The sequence below is a fragment of the Kosakonia sp. BYX6 genome, from assembly GCF_038449125.1.
Taxonomy (GTDB): Bacteria; Pseudomonadota; Gammaproteobacteria; order Enterobacterales; family Enterobacteriaceae; genus Kosakonia; species Kosakonia calanthes.
Genome location: NZ_CP151800.1, coordinates 1449239 through 1470700 on the forward strand (window position 1 = coordinate 1449239; position 21462 = coordinate 1470700).

Below are 21462 nucleotides of genomic sequence, written 5' to 3' on the forward strand. Positions count from 1 at the left end.
GGCCATGATCAGCACACTTTTTTACCGCGTTTTGCTGGCTATCCCCACCATGTTGGGGGTAGCGGTGATCTGTTTTTTGCTGGTGCAAATCGCGCCGGGCGACCCGCTGGTGTCGGTGATGCCGCCGGACGCCTCGGAAGCGATGCGCCAGACGCTGATGCAGGCCTACGGGTTTGACAAACCGCTGCCGGTGCAATTTGCGCACTGGCTGTGGCGGGCGCTGCACGGTGATTTGGGGATGTCGGTGGCGACCGGGCGTCCGGTCATGAGCGAAGTGATGAACGCCGTCACTTACTCATTACGCCTCGCGCTGCTGGCCACACTGATTGGCTTTGTGCTCGGCAGCCTGTTTGGTTTTGTCGCGGGCTATTTTCGCAACAGCATTATCGACCGGCTGGCGTCGCTGCTCTCGGTGTTCGGCGTCAGCGTGCCGCACTACTGGCTCGGCATGCTGCTGGTGATCATTTGCTGCGTGAAGTTCGCGCTGCTGCCCGCCACCGGCGGCGGGCCGATTGGCGAAGTCGGCTGGCAGTGGGACTGGGAACATCTGCAATTTATGGTGCTGCCCGCCATTACGCTGTCGGTCATTCCTACCGGCATTATCGCCCGCACCGTGCGCTCGCAGGTGGCGGATATCCTCAGCCAGGAGTTTATTGTCGGCCTGCGCGCCCGTGGGCTGAACGAATCGCGCATCTTTTTGCATGTCGTGAAAAACGCCGCGCCCACTGCGCTGGCGGTGATGGGGCTGCAAGTCGGTTACCTGATGGGCGGCTCGATTCTGGTGGAAACGGTCTTTTCCTGGCCGGGCACCGGATTACTGCTTAACTCGGCCATCTTCCAGCGCGATTTGCCGTTATTGCAAGGGACGATTTGGGTGCTGGCGTTGTTCTTCGTGTTGCTCAATCTGCTGGTGGATGTGCTGCAAACCGCCCTCGACCCGCGCATTAAAAGGAGCTGAAGATGGTGGATAGCGTAACCCCAAAAATCAACGTTGCCATCACACCGGTTGCGGCCTCGCAAGGCTACTGGCGCGGTGTTGGCGCCCGGTTGCTGCGCGATCCCACCGGCGTGGTGGTCGGCACAATCATTCTGCTGCTGTTAATGCTGGCGCTGTTCGGTCCGTGGCTGATAACTAAAGATCCCTACCAGACGTCGATGTTTCTGCGCCTGAAACCGATCGGCACGGACAACTTCCCGCTCGGCTCCGATGAGTTAGGCCGCGATATGCTCTCGCGGCTGATCCTTGGCACCCGTTTGTCGCTGTTTATGGGCATTGTGCCGGTGGTATTCGCCTTTTTTATCGGCGGCGCAATCGGCGTGATCGCGGGCTATGCCGGGGGCAAAACCAACACGCTTATCATGCGTACCATTGATATTTTCTACGCCTTTCCTTCGGTACTGCTGGCCATTGCGCTTTCGGGCGCCATGGGCGCCGGGATTGGTAACGCGCTGCTTTCGTTGACGCTGGTGTTTGTGCCGCAGGTGGCGCGCATCGCCGAAAGCGTCACCGCCCAGGTGAGGCATATGGATTATATCGATGCCGCCCGCGCGACCGGCGCGAGCAGTTTCACCATTATTCGCGTGCAGGTGCTGGGCAATGTGCTGGGGCCGATTTTCGTCTTCTCCACTGGCCTGATTTCCGTGTGCATGATCCTCGCCTCCGGCCTCTCTTTCCTCGGCCTGGGCGTGCGCCCACCCGAACCGGAGTGGGGCTTGATGCTCAACACCTTGCGCACCGCCATTTATACCCAACCGTGGGTGGCCGCGCTGCCGGGGATGATGATTTTTATCACCTCGATTTCGTTCAATATTCTGGCGGATCGCCTGCGCGCCGCGATGGCGATCAAGGAGTAACGCGATGCAACCTTTTATCAATGTCGATATCGGCGGCCCGGCGCAACCGTTGCTGCGCGTCAATAACCTACTGAAACATTTCCACCTCGGCGCGCGTAAAGGGCGCGAAGTGGTGCAGGCGGTGGATAACGTCAGTTTCGAAGTGCATAAAGGCGAAACGCTTGGCGTGGTCGGCGAATCCGGCTGCGGCAAATCCACCACCGCGCGGCTGCTGATGCAACTGCTCAACCAGGACAGCGGCGAACTGGTGTTCGACGGTGAAGCGGTCGGTTCCTCACGGCTGCCGCTGAAAGCTTATCGCCGCCAGGTGCAGATGGTGTTTCAGGACAGTTATGCCTCGTTGAACCCGCGCATGACCATGGAAGAGAGCATCGCATTTGGTCAGCAGGTGCACGGCATCAGCCGCAAAGAAGCGAACGAATACGCCCGTTACCTGCTGGCGCATGTTGGACTGGAATCGGCGCGTTTCGCCCATCGCTACCCGCATGCGTTATCTGGCGGTCAGCGCCAGCGCGTCAATATTGCCCGCGCACTGGCGATGAAACCCCGGTTGGTTATCCTCGACGAAGCGGTGTCGGCGCTGGACAAATCCGTTGAAGCGCAGGTGCTGCAACTGCTGCTGGAACTCAAACGCACGCTCGATCTTACCTATGTGTTTATCAGCCACGACCTGCACGTGGTGCGCTGGTTGTCGGATAGGATTTTAGTGATGTATCTCGGCGAAGTGGTGGAAATCGGCCCCTCGGAAGCGCTGTTTACCGGCTCCGCGCACCCGTACACCCGCGCGCTGCTCAGTTCGATGCCGTCGATGGATCCGAACAATCGCACACTGGTTTCGCCGCTGTCCGGCGATCCGCCAAGCCCGATTTCACCGCCTTCCGGCTGCCGTTTTCACACCCGTTGCCCGCATGCCAAAGCGGTCTGCTCGCAGGTAAAACCCAAACTGGAAACAGTGGGGGAAGGGCATCAAAGCGCTTGTCTGATGGCGCAGCCGGATTCGCCGTATCACCGTGATATTCCTGTCGAGGAGGTCAGCCATGTCGCCTGAAGCCTATGTGCACATTCGCGATTTACAGGTCGAGTTTCGCCGTGACGGGCAAACCATCAACGCGGTCAACGGCGTGTCGTTTGAGGTGCGCAAAGGCGAGGTGATGGCGCTGATCGGTGAATCCGGTTCCGGCAAAAGCGTGACGTTGCGCGCGTTGATGCGCCTGCATCCGCCGAAAAGCAGTTTTCTCAGCGGCACCATGAACGTGGGCGGTGAAGCGGTATTGGCAATGAACGCTCGCCAGTTGCGCCATTATCGCGGCAAAACCTGCGCGATGATTTTCCAGGAGCCGTTGCTGGCGTTTGACCCGGTTTACACCGTCGGCCAGCAAATTATGGAAGGGTTGCAACGGCATGAAGGCTTATCGCGCAGTGAGGCGAAAGCCCGTGCGCTCGACGCGCTGCGCCAGGTACGCATCCCCAGCCCTGAACGTCGGCTGGAGGCTTACCCGCATGAAATGTCCGGCGGTATGCGCCAGCGCGCGATGATTGCGCTGGCACTCTCGTGTAACCCGCAATTGTTGCTGGCGGATGAACCGACCACCGCGCTGGATGCCACGGTACAAATCCAGATTTTGATCCTGTTGCGCGAACAGCAAAAGCTGCGCGATCTGTCGATTATCTTTGTCACCCACGACATTGGCGCGGCGGTGGAAATTGCCGATCGTGTCGCGGTGATGTACGCCGGGCGCATTGTTGAAGAAGCGCCGATCGGCGAAATTCTCGCCCGCCCGCGTCACCCTTACACCCGCGTGTTGCTGGGCAGCCGCCCGAAAGAGGGGCTGAAAAAAGGCGATGCGCTGCACTGTATTCCCGGTTCGCCGCCGGATCTCGCCGCGCTGCCGCCAGGCTGTGCGTTCGCCGCCCGCTGCCCGCACGCGCAACCGGACTGCACGCAGCAACAACCCATTACCGAACAGGTCGCCGAGCGCCATGTGGTCAGTTGCTACCGCTGGCGTGAATTGTCGGCCGACATCACACCGCAACAGGCTTATGCCTGACCCGAGGAGGTCATATGCAGGACTCTGCCCGCGCTTTTATGCCTTATCCCATTACCGCCGTACCTCAGGCGGAAAGTGGCCCACTTTGTGGGTTAACCTTTGCCGCTAAAGATCTGTTTGATGTCGCCGGGTATCCCACCGGCGGCGGCAATCCCCATATTCTCGCCGCATCCGGCATCAAAACCACCACCGCACCGGCGGTGCAGAAGCTGCTTGATGGCGGCGCACGGTTTATTGGCAAAACCCACACCAGCGAACTGGCCTACTCGATGAGCGGCCTGAATATCCATTACGGCACACCGCGCAACGGCGCCGCACCGCTGCGTATTCCTGGCGGTTCGTCGTCCGGTTCGGCGTCGGCGGTTTCCAATGGCCTGTGCGATATCGCGCTTGGCACCGACACCGGCGGTTCCGTGCGCACGCCTGCCAGCTATTGCGGCCTGTTTGGTCTGCGCCCGACCCACGGGCGGATTTCGTTGGCCGGTTGCCAGCCGCTGTGCGCCACCATGGACACCTGCGGTTTCTTCGCCCGCACGCCAGAAGCCTTCCGCGCGGCGGCAAGTTGCCTACTGGGCGCCGACAGCAATGCACCGGACACCATCGAACTGGCCTGCCATGAAAGTTTATTCGCCAGTTTGCCCGATCACAGCCAGCAAGCGTTGTTGCCGGTACGGGAACAACTCGCCGGGCGCTTTGGTGCCATCACTACGCTGGATGCGCCGCTGCCGGAGCGCGAAGCCGCGTATATGGCGTTTCGCCAAATTCAGGGTTATGAAGCCTGGCAAGCGCAGGGCAAAAATATCGAAGAACTGGGTATGCAACTGGGGCCGGATGTCGCCGAGCGTTTCGCCTGGGGCAGCGCAGTGACCGACGCGCAGTTCGAAGCGGCGTGCCGCGTGCGCGAAGAATTCACCGCCTGGTGGCAGGAACAGCTTGGCAACCGCATCCTGGTGCTACCGACAGTACCGGATATCGCGCCGCTGTTAAGCGCCACCCCGGAAGAGATCGAAGTGACGCGCCGTATCTCCCACGATCTGCTGTTGATTGCCGTGCTGACGCGCCGCCCGCAGATCAACATTCCGGTCACCAGCCTCAACGGCGCGCCGCTCGGCATTTCACTGCTTGGCCCGTGCGGCAGCGACGCTTTACTGGTCGAGATGGCCACCACTTTTATGCAGGGAGAATAAGATGACCAGCGATGTTCTCAACAGCGATGCACAAACACTGGCTGACTGCCGTATCAACGGCGAGCGGCTGTGGGATTCCTTAATGGAACTGGCCAAAATTGGCGCCACGCCGAAAGGCGGCTGCTGTCGCCTGACCTTAACGGATCTCGACCGCCAGGGGCGCGATCTGGTGATCGGCTGGGGCAAAGCCGCCGGGCTGAGTATCACCATCGATAAAATCGGCAATGTCTTTATGCGCCGCGAAGGGCGCAACCCGAACCTGCCGCCGGTAGTAGCGGGCAGCCATATCGATACCCAACCGACCGGCGGTAAATTTGACGGCAACTTCGGTGTGCTCGCCGCGTTGGAAGTGGTGCGCACGCTCAATGATTTGCAAATTGAGACCGAAGCGCCCGTCGAAGTGGTGTTCTGGACCAACGAAGAAGGCTCGCGCTTTGTGCCGGTGATGATGGGGTCAGGCGTTTTCGCCGGGGTGTTCCCGCTGGAGAAAACCTACGCCGCGACCGACACCGATGGCAAAACCGTGTTGCAGGAACTGGAAAAGATTGGTTACGTTGGCCCGCAAACGCCGGGCGATCATCCGATTGCGGCCTATTTTGAAGCGCATATCGAACAGGGGCCGATTCTGGAAGAAGAGGAAAAAGTGATTGGCGTGGTACAGGGCGTGCTCGGTATCCGCTGGTATGACTGCACCGTTACGGGGATGGAATCCCACGCCGGACCAACGCCGATGCACTTGCGTCAGGACGCGTTGCAGGTCGCCACGCGCATTATGCAAGAAGTGGTGGCGATTGCCGGGCGCAGCGAGCAAGGGCGCGGCACGGTTGGCATGGTGCAGGTGCACCCGAATAGCCGCAACGTGGTGCCGGGCGAAGTGAAATTCTCGGTTGATATGCGCAATATCAGCGATGCGGCGGTGGATTTGATGGACGCACAATTACAGGCTTTCATTGAAACGGTTGTGCAGGAGAGCGGGCTTAGCGTGAAACTGGAGCAGGTCAGCCATTTTTCAGCCGTGCCGTTTGACACAGATTGCCAGCGCGCTATTGCCCGCGCCGCGCAGCAACTGGGTTACCCGTCGCGCCCGATTGTTTCCGGTGCCGGGCATGACGCGGTGTACATGAGCTATCTCGCGCCGACCGGGATGATCTTTATTCCTTGCAAAGACGGCATCAGCCATAACGAGATTGAATATTCCTCCCCCGAACACGTCACCGCCGGCGCCAATGTGCTGTTACAAGTGGTGATGGAATACGCGAAAGTAGGCTAAACCACCCTCTCCCGCAGGGGAGAGGCTGTTAACAAAGCTGCGCCAGTTGTCCGCGCAGCACTTCGACACCCGGTGCAATCGCTTCCGGGTTGATGGCGTGAAAACCCATGCGAAAGAAGTTTTCCGGCGGCGCGGCGTCAAGAAAATGCCGCGCGCCCGGCTCAATCAACACACCTGCATGGGCGGCGCGCCAGGTCAGTTGCTGGGTGCTGATGTGCTCCGGCGTGCGCAGCCAGAACGCGTTGGCATGTTCGCTGCCCGCCATGGTTTGGCACTCCGGCAAATAGGTGCGTAACGCGTTGTGCAGGCAATCCCAGCGGCGGGCGGAATCGTCGTGGTAGCGGCGCAAATGGGTTTCGTAGTGGCCCTGGGCGAGAAAGTGCGCCATTTGGTATTGAATATTGGTTGGCGGATGGCGATAGACCAGGCGGCGCAGGGCGCGCGCTTCATCAATGATTTCCGGTGCGGCGACCATAAACCCAAGCCGCAAGCCGGGCGACAGCGCTTTTGACAGGCTGCTGACATAAATCACCCGCCCACTGCGATCGTTGGCTTTCAACGCCGGAAGCGGGTTTTGCATAAAGTTACTTTCCGAGTCGTAATCATCCTCAATCACCACCGCGTCGTGGCGCGCGGCATAATCCAGCAACTGCGTGCGGCGCGCTTTGCTCATCGTCACGCCCGTCGGCACCTGGTGACCCGGCGTCACATAGTAGTAATCGCACGGTGTTTCATTCAGCACCAAACCTTCGTCATCCACCGCGTGCGGCACAATTTGCGTGTCGCTCAATAAAAAGGTGTTAATGGCTTCGCGAAAACCGGGGTTCTCGACCGCCACACGCGTCGTGCGTGACATCAACAGGCGCGTCAGCAAATAGAGCGCGTTTTGCGAACCGAGGGTTATCAAAATCTCGTCGGGCGCGGCGACAATCCCGCGTTTGGGCAGCACGCGCGTGCGGATCTGCTCAATCAACATCGGCACATCCTGATCGATATGATCGACCACCCAGGCCGGGTCGCGCACGCCGCCGTGCAACCAGTTAGCCGCTGCGCGCCAGGTGACCAGCGGGAATTGCTGCGTGTTGGGCTGGCCGTAAATAAACGGGTAGCGATAGTGCATCCAGCCGGCGGGTTTAAGGATCGACTCCTGCTGGCTGGGGGTGATTTTCAGGCGGTTGCCCCACTGTGGTGCAAGGCTTTCGCTTTCAGGTGCAGGCGCGGCGTTTTGCCCGCCGCTAAAACCGGTCGAATAATAATCCGGGTGCAGGTAATAACCGCTGCGCGGGCGGCTCAGCAGGTAGCCTTCGTTGACCAGGCTTTCGAATACCAGCGCGGTGGTATTGCGCGAGACATTGAGCTGGCTGGCGAGCTGTCGACACGAGGGCAGGGGAGTGTCGGCGGGGAAAATACCGCTCAGAATGGCGTTGATTAGCGATTCACGCACTTGCTCTTGCAACCCGCGCTGACCATCAAAATTCACATTCAGTAGATGACGAATCATGCTGCACTCCTCTGGATATATCGCTCTTTTAAATGGAGCAAATTCCATACCAGCTTCCTGGCAACTGACACAAAGATTAGCAAAATCTGGCTCTATTCAGAAAAGCGCAAGGCTCCCTATTGTAAAAACGCAGTCACAAAAACCGAACGACTTAGCGTTTCGGCATATATCTTGCAAAGCTTCCAGCACACCTGGGATATTCCGGTCTGGCACATTAAATAAGGGTGGAGAGAGATGAAAAAAGTATTCGGCAAATATTGTCTTGCGGCCATGATCTCTTTGGCATTTTCCTTACACGCAGTAGCAGCGGATTTACCTGAAATCGAAAAAACCGGCACGATGAAAGTCGCGACCGAAGATGACTACGCACCGTTTAACTTTATGAACAACGGCCAGACGGATGGTTTCAATAAGGACATGCTCGAAGAATTGCGCAAATATGCGAAATTCAACATCAACCAAAGTATTTTGCCGTGGACCGGCTTACTCGCCGCGGTTTCAACTGGTCAATATGATATGGCGCTGACCGGCGCGGTGATTACCGATGAACGTCTCAACGTATTTAATTTCACGCCACCATGGGCCTCCGCGCAGCATTATTTCGTGAAGCGCGCCGATGAGAAGGGATTAAATACCATTGCCGAACTCAGCGGTAAAAAAGTCGGCGTGCAGGCGGGCAGCGCATTGCTGGCACGTTTGCCGGAATTAAAAGCGATGCTCGAAAAAGAGGGCGGCAAACTTGGCCCGGTGGTGGAATATCAATCCTACCCGGAAGCCTATGCTGATCTTGCCAACAAACGCGTCGATTACGTGATTAACGTGGTTATCTCGGTTAACGATCTGGTGAAAGCCAAACCGAAAGTGTTTGCCAAAGGGCTGGCGGTTTCTGGTCCAGGTTACATGGCGTGGCCGATCCCGAAAAACTCGCCGGAACTGCTGAAGTTCATGACCGGGTTTATGAATCACCTGACCGAAACCGGCAAGCTGGCGGAGTTGCAGAAAAAATGGTTTGGCGAAACCTACACGCTGCCGAAAGAGCCGATCACCAGCGCCGATCAGTTCCACAAATTGGCCGGTATTTAACTGGTTTATAAGCAAAACGCGGCGGGCAACCGCCGCCCGTGTTAACAGGAGGGCACATGGACTTAATCTCATGGCAGTTACTGATTGAAGGCGCATGGACGACCCTCTGGATCTCCGGCGTGGCCATTGCCTTCGGGGTGGTCATCGGCCTGGTTATCGCGTTTATCCGCATGATGAAGATCCCCTTTGTCGACCAGGTGCTGGTGGTCTATATCAGCCTCGCGCGGGCCACGCCGCTGGTGACGCTGGTGCTGTTTCTGTTTTTATCCCTGCCGACGCTCGGCATCAATCTGGATAAAACCCTGGCGGCGATTGTCGCCCTGACGCTGAACACCTCGGCGTTTAACGCGGAAATCTGGCGCAACGCGTTTCGCAATTTCCCGCGTGAACAGCGGGAAGCGGCGGAATCGGTCGGCATGCGGCGCTGGACCTATTTCCGGCACATCATGCTGCCGCAAATGTGGATTGAAAGCCTGCCTGCGCTGGTCAACGAAATGTCGTTTTTGATTAAAGGCAGCCCGGCGATTGCGGTGATTGGCGTGGTGGATTTAACGCGTGTCACCAACCGTATTTCCTCGGTGACCTATGAACCGTTATCACCGATCCTCGCCGCCGCGTTGTTGTACGTCATTATTATCGGCCTGTTGTTGAAGTTGCAGGGCGTGGCGGAACGTAAAGCGAAGCGCCTGGCGCGATAAAAAGGCGGAGGAATTATGAGTCAATGGGGAATTATCTGGGCGGCGCGCGAGAGCTTTTTTAACGGCTTTATCGCGACGCTTGAGCTGTTTATTATCGCCGCCGTGGTGGGGTTATTGATTGGCGTGGTTCTGTGCTACGTCATGGAATATCAAAACCGCTTTGTTAACCGGGTGATTATTGCCTTCGTTAGCCTGATGCGCGCGGTGCCGTTTTTAATTCTGGCGTACCTGCTTTATTACGGCTTGCCGCAAATTGGCATTAGCATGGAAGCATGGACAGCAGGTTTATTGTCGCTGGTGATATATCACGGTGCCTACTTCTTTGAAATATTGCGCAGCCAGCGGCGTATATTTTCCGCCGGTTATATTGAGGCTGCGGTATCGCAAGGGTTTTCGCGCTATAAAATTTTCCTGCGGATTATTCTGCCCAATATCGTTTCATCAGCGCTGCCGCTGATGGGTAACCAGTTGATTATTTGCCTGAAGGACACCGCGTTTCTGTGCATTATTACCGTGCAGGAGATCACCGCCGCCGCCAATAGTGTGCAATCGACCTACTTTATTCCGTTTAACGCCTTTATTGTCGCTATTGCGCTGTACTGGGGCGTCAGCATTCTGCTGGAGTTGCTGATTAAGCGGTTGAGCCATTACGGTACGAAAAGAGGAATGACCCATGCCTGAAGCAAGCGCGGTAAGTATCAAAAATCTGTCCAAGCAGTTCGATAACGTCGAAGTGCTGCGCGACATCAATTTGACGGTGGAAAAGGGCACGGTGGTCAGCATTCTCGGTTCGTCCGGTTCCGGTAAATCGACATTGTTGCGTTGCATGAACTGGCTGGAGCAACCGGATCGCGGCGAAGTGCGCATCAGCGGGCAGCGCATCGGCGTGGATGAAAAAACCGGCAAGGCGATGTCGCACAAAGATCTTTCGCACATTCGTGAGCGCGTGGGCATGGTGTTTCAGAGCTTCAACCTGTGGCCGCATTTAACGGTGCAGCAAAACGTCAGCGAAGCGCTGGTGCATGTCAAAGGCATGAAGCGTGAACTGGCGAATGAAACGGCGCGTCGGCAACTGGAAAAAGTCGGCATGGGCCATAAAGCGGATGTCTACCCGATTACGCTTTCCGGCGGGCAGAAACAGCGTGTGGCGATTGCCCGTTCGCTGGCGATGTCGCCGGAAGTGATCCTGTTCGATGAACCGACCTCGGCGCTCGATCCAGAACTGGTGAACGAAGTGCTCGGCGTAATGAAAGATCTGGCCGCCGAAGGCTACACAATGGTGGTGGTCACCCACGAAATGGAGTTTGCCCGCCAGGTTTCCGATCAGGTGGTGTTTCTGGAAAAGGGGTTGCTGATTGAGCAAGCATCCCCGGAAAAGTTCTTCACCAACCCGGACTCAGATCGGGTGCGCAAGTTTTTGCAGTCCAGCCGCTAAATTTCCTCTTTTTCGGCACAGGAAGAGAGGGCATCAGCGCGACAACATCGTGGCGCTGTTGTGTTTCATCTGCGGGCGAAAGAAATCGTCATGCAGCGCCACCTGGTTTCGCCCGCCTCTTTTCGCGTTATACAGCGCGGTATGGCTTGTTCGAAATCAGAACGATGGGAACGGACATCGCTCGCGGGCTTTACATTTATCAAAAAGGGAAAAATATCTACCTGCTGAGAGTTTTTATCAAGCAAACGCAGAAAACTCCGTCCGGTGAGATAACGCTCGCTTTTGCAAGATTAAAGGAGATGCTCAATGAAAAAACACGAAAGGTGTCGCATGGGAAAGCGTTCGGGCTGAATTGATGTCCGACCCTGAAGTTCAGGCCGCTTATGGGCACAGGAGCGCAAGGAACGCCTTCAGGAAATGCTTGCAGAGTGGCGTCGTCATGCCGGTCTCACCAGAGCGCAAGTTGCTGAACGCATCGGCGTAACGCCACCGACGGTTTCCCGCATGGAAGCGAATGTCATCAAAGCCAGCCTGGAAACATTGGCGCGATATGCGCGAGCATGTGGCATAAAGCATCCGCAAATCACGCTGTAAATCTGGTCGAAAAACAAAAAAAAGCCCGCACTAAAGGCGGGCAAATTAATACTGGAAGCAATGTGAGCAATGTCGTACCGAATACCTGAGTGATTGACTCAACTATTCGGTAATGAGAAAGATAATCTTTATCATCTTTACGATCAACCCCAAATTTTGTGCGACTTCACTGACTTAATGCGTCCAGCGCCAAAAACTCATTCCACGACACATCATCAATAGAAATGCCTTCCTGTTCACGGCGGGTATAAGCCCGCCTTTCCGGCTCGCCGGGGATCTGCACGTCACGGCCTTCTTGCGCGTGGCGCACCCAATCTACCTGCGCCAGTAATTCTTGCTGATAGCTTTCGCCTGCGCCCAGCCGTGCCGGGTCGAAAAGAATCGACAACATATTATTGATAACGCCCGCGCGCGGCGGGATTTGATGGCTTTCGGTTTCGCCACCGGTCAACGCCGCGCCAAGCAGGCTGCAAATCAGCGACAGCCCCGCGCCTTTGTGGCCGCCGAAGGGCAATAACGCGCCGCGCGGTTCGCGCATCAAAACGCCCGGATCGGTAGTCGGGTGCCCGTTGGCATCCACCGCGCAGCCTTCTGGAATAGGGCGGCTTTCATTCCATGCGATACGCGCTTTGTTCCCGGCGATCGCGCTGGTGGCGAAATCCAGCACCACCGGCGGCCTGCCCTGTAATGGAATGCCGACGCAAAACGGGTTAGTGCCAAGCCGGGCGCGTAACCCCTCGAACGGCAACACCGCCGACGGCGCGGCAACATTGGCAAAATGAATCGACACCAGTCCGGCATCGGCAACCTGTTCCGCCCATGCGCCAATGCGCCCCAAATGGTGGGAATTCGACAACCCGACAATCGCCACGCCAAACGCCTGCACGCGTGCGATCCCAGCGGCCATTGCCTGCTCGCCAAGCAACTGGCCAAAGCCGTGATCGCCATCAAACGAAATGACCGCGGCCCCGTCACGCACGGTGCGAAGCTGGGCATTCGGTTTTAGATCGCCCGCCAGAATGGCGCGAATGTAACGGGGCAGCAGCGTCACGCCGTGGGAATCGTGCCCTTTCAATGACGCTTCGACCAGATTGTCGGCAACTTTTTGCGCAATTTCTGGCGCGGTGTTAACCCGCACCAGATGCTGTTGCAGCAGCGAACGCAATTTCTGATGTGAAAATAGCGGCATAGGCCTTGTACTCATAAGGATAATAAAGAGGAGTTTTCGACTATAACGAGGATGTTTTTGTTACATAAGCATTAAAAATAACTATCCTTTCCCGCCCGTTAAATAATACCGGCGACAAAAGTCTTAAGTTAATTATTCACTAAGCATTGCAGATTAAATCATTTCTTTTTTTATCCCCGCCAGCCAATGATTTTCATTTGAAAATTAAAAACGGGGGACAGGCATGAACAGAATAAACCGAACGCTCGCCGGTGCGCTGGCACTCTTTGCCTTAAATGGCGTTACGCATTCGGCGTTTGCCGAAGGCAAAATTAGCATAGCGCAGCAATTTGGTATTGGTTACTTGATTCTTGATGTGGTGCGTGATCAGCAGCTTATTGAGAAAGAAGGTAAAAAAGAGGGGCTGGATATTACCGTCGACTGGCGCACCATTTCCGGCGCGACCGGGATGAATGAAGCACTGCTCTCTGGCGCGCTGGATGTCGCAGCCGCAGGCGTGCCGCCAATGTTGACGCTGTGGGATCGCACCAAAGGCCGCCAGAATGTGAAAGCCATCGCCTCGCTCGGATCGATGCCCAACTATTTACTGAGCAATAATCCTGCGGTGAAAACAGTGAAAGATCTGACCGACAAAGACAGAATTGCGGTTCCGGCGGCGGGGGTCGGTTTTCAATCGCGTACATTACAAATTGAAACCGCCAAATTATATGGCGATGCCGATTTTAAACGCTTCGATAATATCAGTGTCAGCCTGCCGCATCCGGATGCCAGCGCGGCGTTAATTGCCGGTGGCTCAGAAATTACCACCCATTTTTCCAGCCCGCCATTTCAGTACCAGGCCCTGGAACATAAAAACGTGCATAAAATTCTGAGCTCTTATGATGTATTAGGCGGACAAGCCACTTTTAATGTTCTCTACACCACGCAGAAATTCCACGACGAGAATCCGAAAACCTATAAAGCGTTTTATCGCGCGTTGAGCGAAGCGGCGAAATTAATCAATGCCGATAAGAACACCGCAGCGGAAACCTATATTCGCATCGAAAAATCCCGTTTGCCCTTACCGCTGGTACAAAAAATCGTCAACGATCCGGAAATCAGCTTTACCGTTTCCCCGCAGCGCACCGGCGTCTATGCCGAAAAACTCCATGCGCTTGGCGTGCTGAAAAACAAAGCCGGTTCCTGGAAGGACTACTTCTTCAACGAAGCGTGGGAAAACCCAGGCAGCTAAACCAGGAGGTAAAAATGGCAACGCATCAGAACGACGGGCCGCTGTTGCAGGTCAGCCACGTTGACATTGAATACCGCACCCGCGAGCGCCAGGTGCGCGCCACCCATGATGTCAGTTTTGATGTCTGGCCCGGCGACCGTTTTATTCTGCTCGGGCCGTCCGGCTGCGGGAAATCCAGCCTGCTGAAAGCGGCGGGCGGTTTTCTCACGCCGCACAGCGGAGAAATCACCTTGCAAGGCGAAGTGATCACCGCCCCAGGCCCGGAACGGATGATGGTGTTTCAGGAATTCGATCAGTTGCCGCCGTGGAAAACGGTGCTGGAAAACGTCATGTTTCCGCTGCTGGCGAGTCGCAAAGCCCGTCGTGCCGAGGCAAAAGAGACGGCGCTGCATTTTCTCAATAAAGTCGGGCTGGCGGAGTTTGCCGATGTGATGCCGCATATGCTCTCCGGCGGCATGAAACAGCGCGTGGCGATTGCCCGCGCGCTGGCGATGAAACCGCGCATTTTGCTGATGGATGAACCTTTCGCCGCGCTAGATGCGCTGACCCGGCGCACCATGCAGGAGGAGTTGCTGGCGCTGTGGGAAGAGGAGCGCTTTACGTTGCTGTTTGTTACGCACTCGATTGAAGAAGCGCTGGTGGTCGGTAGCCGCATTTTGGTGCTGTCGCCGCATCCTGGGCGGGTGAGGGCGGAGCTGAATTGTCACCCGTTCACGCTGAATGATTTTGGCGGCGAAGCTTTCCAGCATGCCGCACAGCATATCCACGATTTGTTATTCCCGGCGAGCGGGAATGACGTCTCCTCAACTTCTGACCAGGAGCCTGCGTATGTCGCAGCCACCGTACATTCGTCCTGAATTTGAACGCGAACTGCCGCCGCTGCGTAATGTGGCGGTTGAAACGCCGCTGCCGTGGAGCCAGCGGATATGGAACCTGGCCTGGCTGCGCAAGTCGCTGATTGTGCTGCTGGTGTTGGCGCTGTGGGAAGTGGCGTCGCGGGTGCAGCAAAACGATTTGATGCTGCCCGGTGTGCTGCAAACCTGGCATGCATTTAGCGAAGATATGCAAAACGGCGAGTTGCCGGAGAAAATCGTTAACTCGCTGAGTATTTTGCTGAAAGGGTATCTGATTGGCAGTGTGCTGGCGCTGGTTGCCAGTGCACTCGCGGTGACCACACAGTTTGGCCGCGATTTGCTCAGCACGCTGACCGCCATGCTCAACCCGCTGCCCGCTATTGCGCTGTTGCCGCTGGCGCTGCTGTGGTTTGGTCTGGGTAATGCGAGCCTGATCTTTGTGCTGGTGCATTCGGTGATGTGGCCGATCGCCCTTAATACCTGGTCGGGTTTTAGTGGCGTGCCGGAAACGCTGCGGATGGCCGGGCGAAATTATGGCCTGAGCGGGCCGCGTTATGTGGTGACGATTTTGATCCCGGCGTCGCTTCCGGCGATCCTCTCCGGGTTGAAAATCGGTTGGGCGTTCGCCTGGCGCACCTTGATCGCGGCAGAGTTGGTTTTTGGCGCCTCAAGCGGCGAGGGTGGGCTGGGTTGGTATATTTTCCAGAACCGCAATGAGCTGTTTACCGACCGCGTGTTTGCCGGGCTGGTGACGGTGATCGCCATCGGTTTATTGGTGGAAGGCGTGGTGTTTTCAAGCCTTGAACGAGTAACCATTAAGCGCTGGGGAATGCAGCGCTGATTTGGGATGGTTTTGCCGGATGGCGGCCAACGCCTTATCCGGCCTACAGCTTACCGGGTGTTCTGTAACAATACCTCTATCGATGCGCGGGGCGCCGCGCGAAACTCGCTGACAAACGATCCAGCAAAATCGCCATCAACACCACCACAATACCGCTTTGCAAACCGAGCCCGATTTCCAGTTGCTGGATGCTGCTCAGAATATCGTTTCCCAACCCACCTGCGCCGACCATCGAAGCGATGATCACCATCGACATCGCCATCATGATGGTCTGATTCACCCCCGCCATAATTGACGGCTGTGCTGCCGGAAGCTGCACCTTCCACAGCAATTGCCACGGCGTACAACCAAAGGCGATGCCCGCTTCCAGCCGCGATTGATTAACCTGGCGAATGCCTAAATCGGTCAAACGTACCACTGGCGGCATGGAGAACAAAATAGTGGCGAAAATCCCCGGCGGGCGGCCGAGGCCAAACAAAATGGTGGCCGGGATCAGGTAAACAAACGCCGGCATGGTCTGCATAAAATCAAGCAGGGTGCGCACCACGCTGCCAACCGCCGCACGCCGCGCGCTCCAGATGCCCAGCGGGATGCCGAACAGCAGGCTGAAAAAGGTGGAAGAGAGCGTTAATGCCAGCGTGATCGCCGCATGTTCGCTGTAACCGCTATAAATGATGTACAGCGTGGCGAGCAGCGCAAACAGCGCGAAACCCTTGCCGATACGCCAGGCGCCCAGCACGACTGCCAGCACGACTAATCCCCAGGGCGACAGCGCGCTAATCACCGCTTCAAGCCCACCGGCGAACAGGTCAATCCCCCTTGCGATACCGTCAAACAGGCCGCCAGCGTGGGTCAGCAGCGCATGCACGGCATCGTCAATTTGCCGACTAAAATCTAATGGATAAGCCATGGTGTTCCTTAACGAGTCGGCCAGATATCGGCGTAGTTTTCTGCCAGTTGCCAGCGTGAAACATCCACCCCGGAGAAGAAGTGGCGCACATAGGGGGTAGCGGGGGCGTTAATCAGCGCTTCCGGTTTGCCCACCTGCACCAGTTTGCCCTTTTCCATAATGGCGATGCGCGAACCGAGGCGCAGCGCCTCTTCCATATCGTGGGTGACAAAAACAATGGTGCGCTGCGAGTCGGCCTGCAACATCAGCAGCAACGACTGCATTTCGCGGCGAATAATCGGATCCAGCGCGGAAAATGCTTCATCCATCAGCAAAACGGACGGGTCGACAACCAGCGCGCGCGCCAGCCCGACACGCTGCTGCATGCCGCCGGAAAGCTGGTGCGGATATTGTGTTGCCACATTTCCCAGCCCGACTTTTTCCAGCATCGTTAATGCCCTGGCTTCCCGCGCTTCACGCGGGATACCGGCCACTTCCAGGCCAAAGGCGACGTTTTCCAGCACGGTGCGTTCATCAAACAGGGCAAAAGATTGAAACACCATGCTCATATGCTCGCGACGCAGGCCGATCAGCTCCTTGTCGGACAATGCCGCCAGCGGACGACCCTGAAAGGCGACATCGCCAGAGCTGGCGGGGATCAGGTGATTAAGCGTGCGCAGCAGGGTGGATTTACCTGAACCAGATAAACCGACAATGACAAAAATTTCACCGGCAAAGATCTGCAAATTAATATCTTGCAGCGCGTTTACCGTTGCGCTGTTTTCCCGGCGGGAAAAAAAGTGTTTTTGGCGTGCGGAATAATAATGTTTATTTACCGCGCGTAATTCGAATAATGGCTGAGACATAATCACAACTTTATTTATAAGGGGCCATCACACACTAACGTAAAAGTAGCAGGCGGAATAATAATTTTAAGTTTACGAATATGCTTTTTCTGCATTAGCTTATTTAAATTCCAGCAATCAATGCGCTTTGTTCATGAAATCCCCAGGCTTCGTCTAATAACCAGGCTTTAATTTTATCCTGCTGGGCGGAAATCGGTTTATGGCTGGCGGAAATAAGGTAATAACCCCGTTCCGTTCGCAGTGAGGGGCCGCACTGCACCAGTTGCTGGCTGGCGATAAAAGGGGCGATCAGCGGCTGCCAGCCGAGTGCGATCCCCTGGCCTTCCAGCGCCGCCTGAATCACCAATGAGTAAGCATTAAAGGTACGCGAGGCGCTGTGGCTTTGGCCAAAAATCGGGTGCTGACGAAACCAGTCCTCCCAGGTTAACCAACGCTGCGGGCGGGTTTCTGGCAGTTTCAATAGTGGGTAACTGAGCAGGTTTTCTGCGCGATTATCAGTGTCGATTTTCTGTTTGATTTCTTGATTGCACACCGGAAAGACGATCTCCGGGAACAGGCGCTGGGTCTGGGTTCCCGGCCAGTTTCCCTGCCCAAAGTAGATCGCTAAATCGGCGTTACTGTCGCGAAAATTGTAGTCATTGGGCGAGGTGGTCACCTGCACTTCGACGCCGGGGATCAGCGCCTGCAATCGCTCCATGCGCGGCAGCAGCCAGTAGCTGGCAAAGCCCATATCGGTATCGATGCGCAGCACGTTGCGCTTACGCCGCGTGCGCTCCAGTTGCTCGCTGATATCGTTCAAACTGCTGCGCACAATCAAGTACAGGCTGTGGCCGGATTCGGTTAATTGCACCCCGCGATGGCGGCGCTCAAATAACGGCGCATCCAGCCGACTTTCAAGGGCTTGAATGCGCTGGCTGACAGCCGGTTGCGAAAGCCCGAGTTCATTTCCAGCGGCGGTGAAATTACCCAAACGCGCCGCCGCCTCAAATACCACCAGCGCCTGTAGCGGAGGAAGCTGTAATTTATCTGCCATAACTCCACCTTATTTCATGATAAAGAAATAACCCCTTCACAGGGTTAAATAAGCGTGAGATAAACCTAACACGTTTTAATCGATTATTTTATTTTTGGATGGCGCATGCTTATAAATAAACCGAATATCGTTATTCTTATGGCCGATCAATTAACGGCCAGCGCCTTAAAAACATATGGTAATAAGGTTAGTCTGACACCGAATATTGATAAATTAGCCAACGAAGGGGTGGTATTTGAATCCGCCTATTGCAACAGCCCGTTATGCGCACCGTCGCGGGCATCATTAATGACTGGGCAATTTATCTCCAACAACGCCGTGTATGACAATGCGGCGGAGTTTCATGCTGACTCGCCCACCTTTTGCCATTACTTACGCGAACAGGGCTACCACACCTGGCTCTCTGGCAAAATGCATTTCTGCGGCCCGGATCAACTGCACGGTTTCGACGAGCGGTTGACCACGGATATTTACCCGGCGGATTTTGGCTGGACGCCGGACTGGGAACAGCCGGAGCGCCGCCTCGACTGGTATCACAACATGAGTTCGGTGCTCGATGCCGGGGAGTGCGTGCGCACTAACCAACTGGATTTTGACGATGAAGCGCTGTTTCTGGCACGTCAGCGGCTGTATGACGCCGCGCGTCGCCCGGCGGATCAACCCTTTATGTTGCTGCTGTCGCTGACCCACCCGCACGATCCGTTTGCCATTCCGCGCCGTTACCTCGATCGTTTTCGCGAAGAGGATATTGATATGCCGCACACGCGAAAAGAAGAGGTGGAAGACGATGCGCATTCCGCACGTTTGCGGGCGATGTATCAACTGGAAGATGGGCTAATTAGCGATGAACACGTGCGTCGCGCCCGCCATGCCTATTACGGCGCGATGGCCTACGTTGATGATTGCTTTGGCGAAGTGGTCAAAACTCTGGAAGAGACCGGCCTTGCCGAAAATACGGTGGTGCTGGTGGTGGCCGATCACGGTGAAATGCTCGGCGAGCGCGGGCTGTGGTACAAAATGACCTTCTTCGAAAACGCCGTGCGCATTCCTTTTATTGTGCACAACCCGGCGCGTTTTGCGCCTAAGCGCATTACGCAGAGCGTTTCGCTGGTGGATTTATTGCCCACGTTAGTGGAACTGGCGAGCGGTGAAGATCGTAAACCACAGGCCATTTCTCCCCTTGATGGCAACAGCCTGGTGCCGCATTTGCGCGGTGAAGTCGGGCCGGACGGCGCTTTCAGTGAATACCTCGCTGAAGGCGCATTAGGCCCAATGCTGATGATTCGCCGTGGCCCGTGGAAATACATCCACTCCTTTAGCGAAGCGCCGCAGCTTTTCGACCTTGCAAACGATCCCCATGAACGCCAAAACCTCGCCACGGAGGCGGAACATCAATTGGTTGCCGATGCATTCTCGGCGGAAGTAGCGAGCCATTGGGATCTTCCGGCACTGCGCGAGCAGGTGCTGGCAAGCCAGAAACGCCGCAGCTTTTTAACACGTATTGCCGGGCGCGACGCGATCCCGAAATGGGATTTTCAGCCGCATCTGGACGCCTCACAGCGCTATATCCGTAACCATCAAACGCTGGATGAACAGGAAGCTTTTGCCCGTTATCCGCAACCTTCAAAACACTCCGCTGGGAAATAACGATGAAAATAAATGTGAGCAAACTCTTACTGCTGGCGGTTGCCAGCGGGTTTTCACTCAGCAGTTTTGCTGCCGACGATGCCCGTTGTGCAACTGTTATCCAGTCCGATCCGGGCTGGACGGATATCGCCGCCACTAACGCGCTTTCCGGCGTGGTGCTGAATGCGCTGGGTTATCAGCAAAAAGTGCAAAACCTTTCCGTGGCGCTGGCTTTTCAGGGGCTGAAAACCGGGCAAGTCGATGTGTTCCTCGGTAACTGGATGCCGGCGCAGGAACCGGTTATCAGCAAATTTACTACCGATGGCTCGATTAACGTGGTCGGCGCTAACCTGCCTGCCGCGCGTTTTACGCTGGCGGTGCCGGATTATGTCGCGGCGGCGGGCGTGAAAGATTTCGCCGATTTGCAGAAATACGCCGAGAAATTCCACAACAAGATTTACGGCATCGCGCCCGGTGCGCCCGCTAATCAGAACTTGAAGAAGATGCTCGATAAACACGATTTCGGGCTGCAAAACTGGCAATTGGTGGAATCGAGCGAAAGCGGCATGTTGGCGCAGGTAACGCGCGCGGTGGATCGCAAGGAGTGGATCGTCTTTTTAGGCTGGGAGCCGCACGCCATGAACACGCGCTTTAAACTCACGTACCTGAGCGGCGGTGATGCGTATTTCGGTGCCAATTACGGCAGCGCAACGGTGAATACGGTTACACGCAAAGATTTTTCGACGAATTGCCCGAATATCAACCGCTTTTTTACCCAGCTGAAATTTGATGTGCCGCTCGAAAACGCGGTGATTACCCGCGTGCTGGATAAACAAGAAGATGTGCAATCCGCCGCCAAAGCGGAACTGGCAAAACGCCCGGAATTGCTGAAAGGGTGGCTTGCTGGCGTGACAACGCGAGAAGGTCAACCCGCGCAGCCAGCGGTGGAAAAAGCGCTCGGCCTGTAATCTTCTGCGACAAAAAGCCGGAAAAACTTCCCTTTTCCGGCTTCGTTTCCCCTTCCTTAACGTCCATCTTCTCCCGCGACAGCAGAATGAAACAATAGTTCTTGATCGAATAAGAAGAATGAGTATAGTTCTCATTCTCTTTAGTGTTTGTGGGCGCAGCACGGATTTTTTCCCGCAATAACAGTAAGCGTAAGCGCTTACACGGAACACTGAATAGCCGTGACGAGCTGCGCCGGGCTTTACGCCCTCATCAAAACTATCTCGCGCCTGATGTATGACGCGCCAGCTTGTCAGA

Annotated in this window: 20 protein-coding genes and 2 pseudogenes; 17 read left to right on the forward strand and 5 right to left on the reverse strand. The window is 56.0% G+C overall.

Annotated features, from left to right (window positions below):
• Window positions 1–4: 4 nt before the first annotated feature.
• Genes AAEY27_RS06790 through AAEY27_RS06815 form a run of 6 tightly spaced genes read left to right on the forward strand, consistent with a single transcriptional unit; the run spans window position 5 to window position 6359 of the window.
• Window positions 5–958: an ABC transporter permease gene (locus AAEY27_RS06790; protein WP_342324128.1), complete on the forward strand. Its 954-nt coding sequence runs from the start codon at window positions 5–7 to the stop codon at window positions 956–958.
• A gap of 2 nt (window positions 959–960) precedes the next feature.
• On the forward strand, window positions 961–1854 hold the full coding sequence (locus AAEY27_RS06795; RefSeq protein WP_342324130.1) for an ABC transporter permease: 894 nt from the start codon (window positions 961–963) through the stop codon (window positions 1852–1854).
• Window positions 1855–1858: 4 nt separating this feature from the next.
• Window positions 1859–2902 (forward strand): ABC transporter ATP-binding protein, encoded by a 1044-nt coding sequence (locus tag AAEY27_RS06800; RefSeq protein WP_342324132.1) that lies wholly within the window; start codon window positions 1859–1861, stop codon window positions 2900–2902.
• Window positions 2892–3902, forward strand: coding sequence for an ABC transporter ATP-binding protein (locus AAEY27_RS06805; RefSeq protein ID WP_342324133.1), 1011 nt, complete (start codon window positions 2892–2894; stop codon window positions 3900–3902). The genes AAEY27_RS06800 and AAEY27_RS06805 overlap by 11 nt, the downstream gene beginning before the upstream one ends.
• A gap of 14 nt (window positions 3903–3916) precedes the next feature.
• Complete coding sequence (locus tag AAEY27_RS06810; protein ID WP_342324134.1) at window positions 3917–5089, forward strand: amidase; 1173 nt, start codon at window positions 3917–3919, stop codon at window positions 5087–5089.
• Between the two features lies 1 nt (window position 5090).
• Window positions 5091–6359, forward strand: coding sequence for a Zn-dependent hydrolase (locus AAEY27_RS06815; protein WP_342324135.1), 1269 nt, complete (start codon window positions 5091–5093; stop codon window positions 6357–6359).
• A 28-nt stretch (window positions 6360–6387) separates the two neighbouring features.
• Here the strand turns inward: AAEY27_RS06815 and AAEY27_RS06820 are convergent, their stop codons facing one another.
• The gene (locus tag AAEY27_RS06820; protein WP_342324137.1) at window positions 6388–7860 is read right to left on the reverse strand and encodes a PLP-dependent aminotransferase family protein; all 1473 of its coding nucleotides are present in this window, start codon (window positions 7858–7860) and stop codon (window positions 6388–6390) included.
• 234 nt (window positions 7861–8094) lie between these two features.
• On the opposite strand from AAEY27_RS06820, the gene AAEY27_RS06825 reads away from it, so the two are divergent.
• From AAEY27_RS06825 to AAEY27_RS06850, 6 genes and pseudogenes are all read left to right on the forward strand, one after another.
• Window positions 8095–8943, forward strand: coding sequence for a transporter substrate-binding domain-containing protein (locus AAEY27_RS06825; protein ID WP_342324139.1), 849 nt, complete (start codon window positions 8095–8097; stop codon window positions 8941–8943).
• Window positions 8944–8999: 56 nt separating this feature from the next.
• The gene (locus AAEY27_RS06830; RefSeq protein ID WP_342324140.1) at window positions 9000–9641 is read left to right on the forward strand and encodes an amino acid ABC transporter permease; all 642 of its coding nucleotides are present in this window, start codon (window positions 9000–9002) and stop codon (window positions 9639–9641) included.
• 15 nt (window positions 9642–9656) lie between these two features.
• Window positions 9657–10322 (forward strand): amino acid ABC transporter permease, encoded by a 666-nt coding sequence (locus AAEY27_RS06835; protein ID WP_342324141.1) that lies wholly within the window; start codon window positions 9657–9659, stop codon window positions 10320–10322.
• Entirely contained in the window at window positions 10315–11076 is a 762-nt protein-coding gene (locus AAEY27_RS06840; protein WP_342324142.1) for an amino acid ABC transporter ATP-binding protein, read from the forward strand. Before AAEY27_RS06835 ends, AAEY27_RS06840 begins: the two co-directional genes overlap by 8 nt.
• Before the next feature lie 143 nt (window positions 11077–11219).
• Window positions 11220–11432 (forward strand): annotated as a pseudogene (locus AAEY27_RS06845) (type II toxin-antitoxin system RelE/ParE family toxin); the annotation flags it as partial.
• Window positions 11432–11670, forward strand: a pseudogene (locus tag AAEY27_RS06850) (helix-turn-helix domain-containing protein). The pseudogenes AAEY27_RS06845 and AAEY27_RS06850, both read left to right, overlap by 1 nt.
• 166 nt (window positions 11671–11836) lie before the next feature.
• Here the strand turns inward: AAEY27_RS06850 and AAEY27_RS06855 are convergent.
• Window positions 11837–12859, reverse strand: coding sequence for a malate/lactate/ureidoglycolate dehydrogenase (locus AAEY27_RS06855; RefSeq protein ID WP_342324144.1), 1023 nt, complete (start codon window positions 12857–12859; stop codon window positions 11837–11839).
• A gap of 223 nt (window positions 12860–13082) precedes the next feature.
• On the opposite strand from AAEY27_RS06855, the gene AAEY27_RS06860 reads away from it, so the two are divergent.
• Genes AAEY27_RS06860 through AAEY27_RS06870 form a run of 3 tightly spaced genes read left to right on the forward strand, consistent with a single transcriptional unit; the run spans window position 13083 to window position 15785 of the window.
• Window positions 13083–14090 (forward strand): ABC transporter substrate-binding protein, encoded by a 1008-nt coding sequence (locus AAEY27_RS06860; RefSeq protein ID WP_342324146.1) that lies wholly within the window; start codon window positions 13083–13085, stop codon window positions 14088–14090.
• A 14-nt stretch (window positions 14091–14104) separates the two neighbouring features.
• Window positions 14105–14947 (forward strand): ABC transporter ATP-binding protein, encoded by an 843-nt coding sequence (locus AAEY27_RS06865; RefSeq protein ID WP_342324148.1) that lies wholly within the window; start codon window positions 14105–14107, stop codon window positions 14945–14947.
• The gene (locus tag AAEY27_RS06870) at window positions 14919–15785 is read left to right on the forward strand and encodes an ABC transporter permease (RefSeq protein WP_342324149.1); all 867 of its coding nucleotides are present in this window, start codon (window positions 14919–14921) and stop codon (window positions 15783–15785) included. Before AAEY27_RS06865 ends, AAEY27_RS06870 begins: the two co-directional genes overlap by 29 nt.
• A 76-nt stretch (window positions 15786–15861) precedes the next feature.
• Here AAEY27_RS06870 and AAEY27_RS06875 read toward each other — a convergent pair whose 3' ends face one another.
• The 3 genes from AAEY27_RS06875 to AAEY27_RS06885 all read right to left on the reverse strand — a co-directional run bounded on the left by AAEY27_RS06875 (window position 15862) and on the right by AAEY27_RS06885 (window position 18573).
• Window positions 15862–16695, reverse strand: a complete 834-nt coding sequence (locus AAEY27_RS06875) for an ABC transporter permease (RefSeq protein WP_342324151.1) — start codon at window positions 16693–16695, stop codon at window positions 15862–15864.
• 8 nt (window positions 16696–16703) lie between these two features.
• Window positions 16704–17540 carry an ATP-binding cassette domain-containing protein gene (locus AAEY27_RS06880; protein WP_342324153.1) on the reverse strand — a complete coding sequence of 279 codons (837 nt, stop codon included), beginning with the start codon at window positions 17538–17540 and terminating at the stop codon, window positions 16704–16706.
• A 103-nt stretch (window positions 17541–17643) separates the two neighbouring features.
• Window positions 17644–18573, reverse strand: a complete 930-nt coding sequence (locus AAEY27_RS06885; protein WP_342324154.1) for a LysR substrate-binding domain-containing protein — start codon at window positions 18571–18573, stop codon at window positions 17644–17646.
• Between the two features lie 138 nt (window positions 18574–18711).
• Here AAEY27_RS06885 and betC point away from each other — a divergent pair, with 138 nt between their 5' ends.
• Both betC and choX read left to right on the forward strand, forming a co-directional pair.
• Window positions 18712–20220 carry a choline-sulfatase gene (gene betC, locus AAEY27_RS06890; protein ID WP_342325491.1) on the forward strand — a complete coding sequence of 503 codons (1509 nt, stop codon included), beginning with the start codon at window positions 18712–18714 and terminating at the stop codon, window positions 20218–20220.
• A gap of 14 nt (window positions 20221–20234) precedes the next feature.
• Window positions 20235–21167, forward strand: a complete 933-nt coding sequence (gene choX / locus AAEY27_RS06895; RefSeq protein ID WP_342324156.1) for a choline ABC transporter substrate-binding protein — start codon at window positions 20235–20237, stop codon at window positions 21165–21167.
• The last annotated feature ends 295 nt before the right edge of the window (window positions 21168–21462 follow it).

Bases quoted from the DNA above. Each gene is read 5' to 3' on its own strand.
- AAEY27_RS06790 (WP_342324128.1), top strand. From the start codon at position 5: ATGATCAGCACACTTTTTTACCGCGTTTTGCTGGCTATCCCCACCATG.
- AAEY27_RS06795 (WP_342324130.1), top strand. From the start codon at position 961: ATGGTGGATAGCGTAACCCCAAAAATCAACGTTGCCATCACACCGGTT.
- AAEY27_RS06800 (WP_342324132.1), top strand. From the start codon at position 1,859: ATGCAACCTTTTATCAATGTCGATATCGGCGGCCCGGCGCAACCGTTG.
- AAEY27_RS06805 (WP_342324133.1), top strand. From the start codon at position 2,892: ATGTCGCCTGAAGCCTATGTGCACATTCGCGATTTACAGGTCGAGTTT.
- AAEY27_RS06810 (WP_342324134.1), top strand. From the start codon at position 3,917: ATGCAGGACTCTGCCCGCGCTTTTATGCCTTATCCCATTACCGCCGTA.
- AAEY27_RS06815 (WP_342324135.1), top strand. From the start codon at position 5,091: ATGACCAGCGATGTTCTCAACAGCGATGCACAAACACTGGCTGACTGC.
- AAEY27_RS06820 (WP_342324137.1), bottom strand. From the start codon at position 7,860: ATGATTCGTCATCTACTGAATGTGAATTTTGATGGTCAGCGCGGGTTG.
- AAEY27_RS06825 (WP_342324139.1), top strand. From the start codon at position 8,095: ATGAAAAAAGTATTCGGCAAATATTGTCTTGCGGCCATGATCTCTTTG.
- AAEY27_RS06830 (WP_342324140.1), top strand. From the start codon at position 9,000: ATGGACTTAATCTCATGGCAGTTACTGATTGAAGGCGCATGGACGACC.
- AAEY27_RS06835 (WP_342324141.1), top strand. From the start codon at position 9,657: ATGAGTCAATGGGGAATTATCTGGGCGGCGCGCGAGAGCTTTTTTAAC.
- AAEY27_RS06840 (WP_342324142.1), top strand. From the start codon at position 10,315: ATGCCTGAAGCAAGCGCGGTAAGTATCAAAAATCTGTCCAAGCAGTTC.
- AAEY27_RS06855 (WP_342324144.1), bottom strand. From the start codon at position 12,859: ATGCCGCTATTTTCACATCAGAAATTGCGTTCGCTGCTGCAACAGCAT.
- AAEY27_RS06860 (WP_342324146.1), top strand. From the start codon at position 13,083: ATGAACAGAATAAACCGAACGCTCGCCGGTGCGCTGGCACTCTTTGCC.
- AAEY27_RS06865 (WP_342324148.1), top strand. From the start codon at position 14,105: ATGGCAACGCATCAGAACGACGGGCCGCTGTTGCAGGTCAGCCACGTT.
- AAEY27_RS06870 (WP_342324149.1), top strand. From the start codon at position 14,919: ATGTCGCAGCCACCGTACATTCGTCCTGAATTTGAACGCGAACTGCCG.
- AAEY27_RS06875 (WP_342324151.1), bottom strand. From the start codon at position 16,695: ATGGCTTATCCATTAGATTTTAGTCGGCAAATTGACGATGCCGTGCAT.
- AAEY27_RS06880 (WP_342324153.1), bottom strand. From the start codon at position 17,540: ATGTCTCAGCCATTATTCGAATTACGCGCGGTAAATAAACATTATTAT.
- AAEY27_RS06885 (WP_342324154.1), bottom strand. From the start codon at position 18,573: ATGGCAGATAAATTACAGCTTCCTCCGCTACAGGCGCTGGTGGTATTT.
- betC (WP_342325491.1), top strand. From the start codon at position 18,712: ATGGCCGATCAATTAACGGCCAGCGCCTTAAAAACATATGGTAATAAG.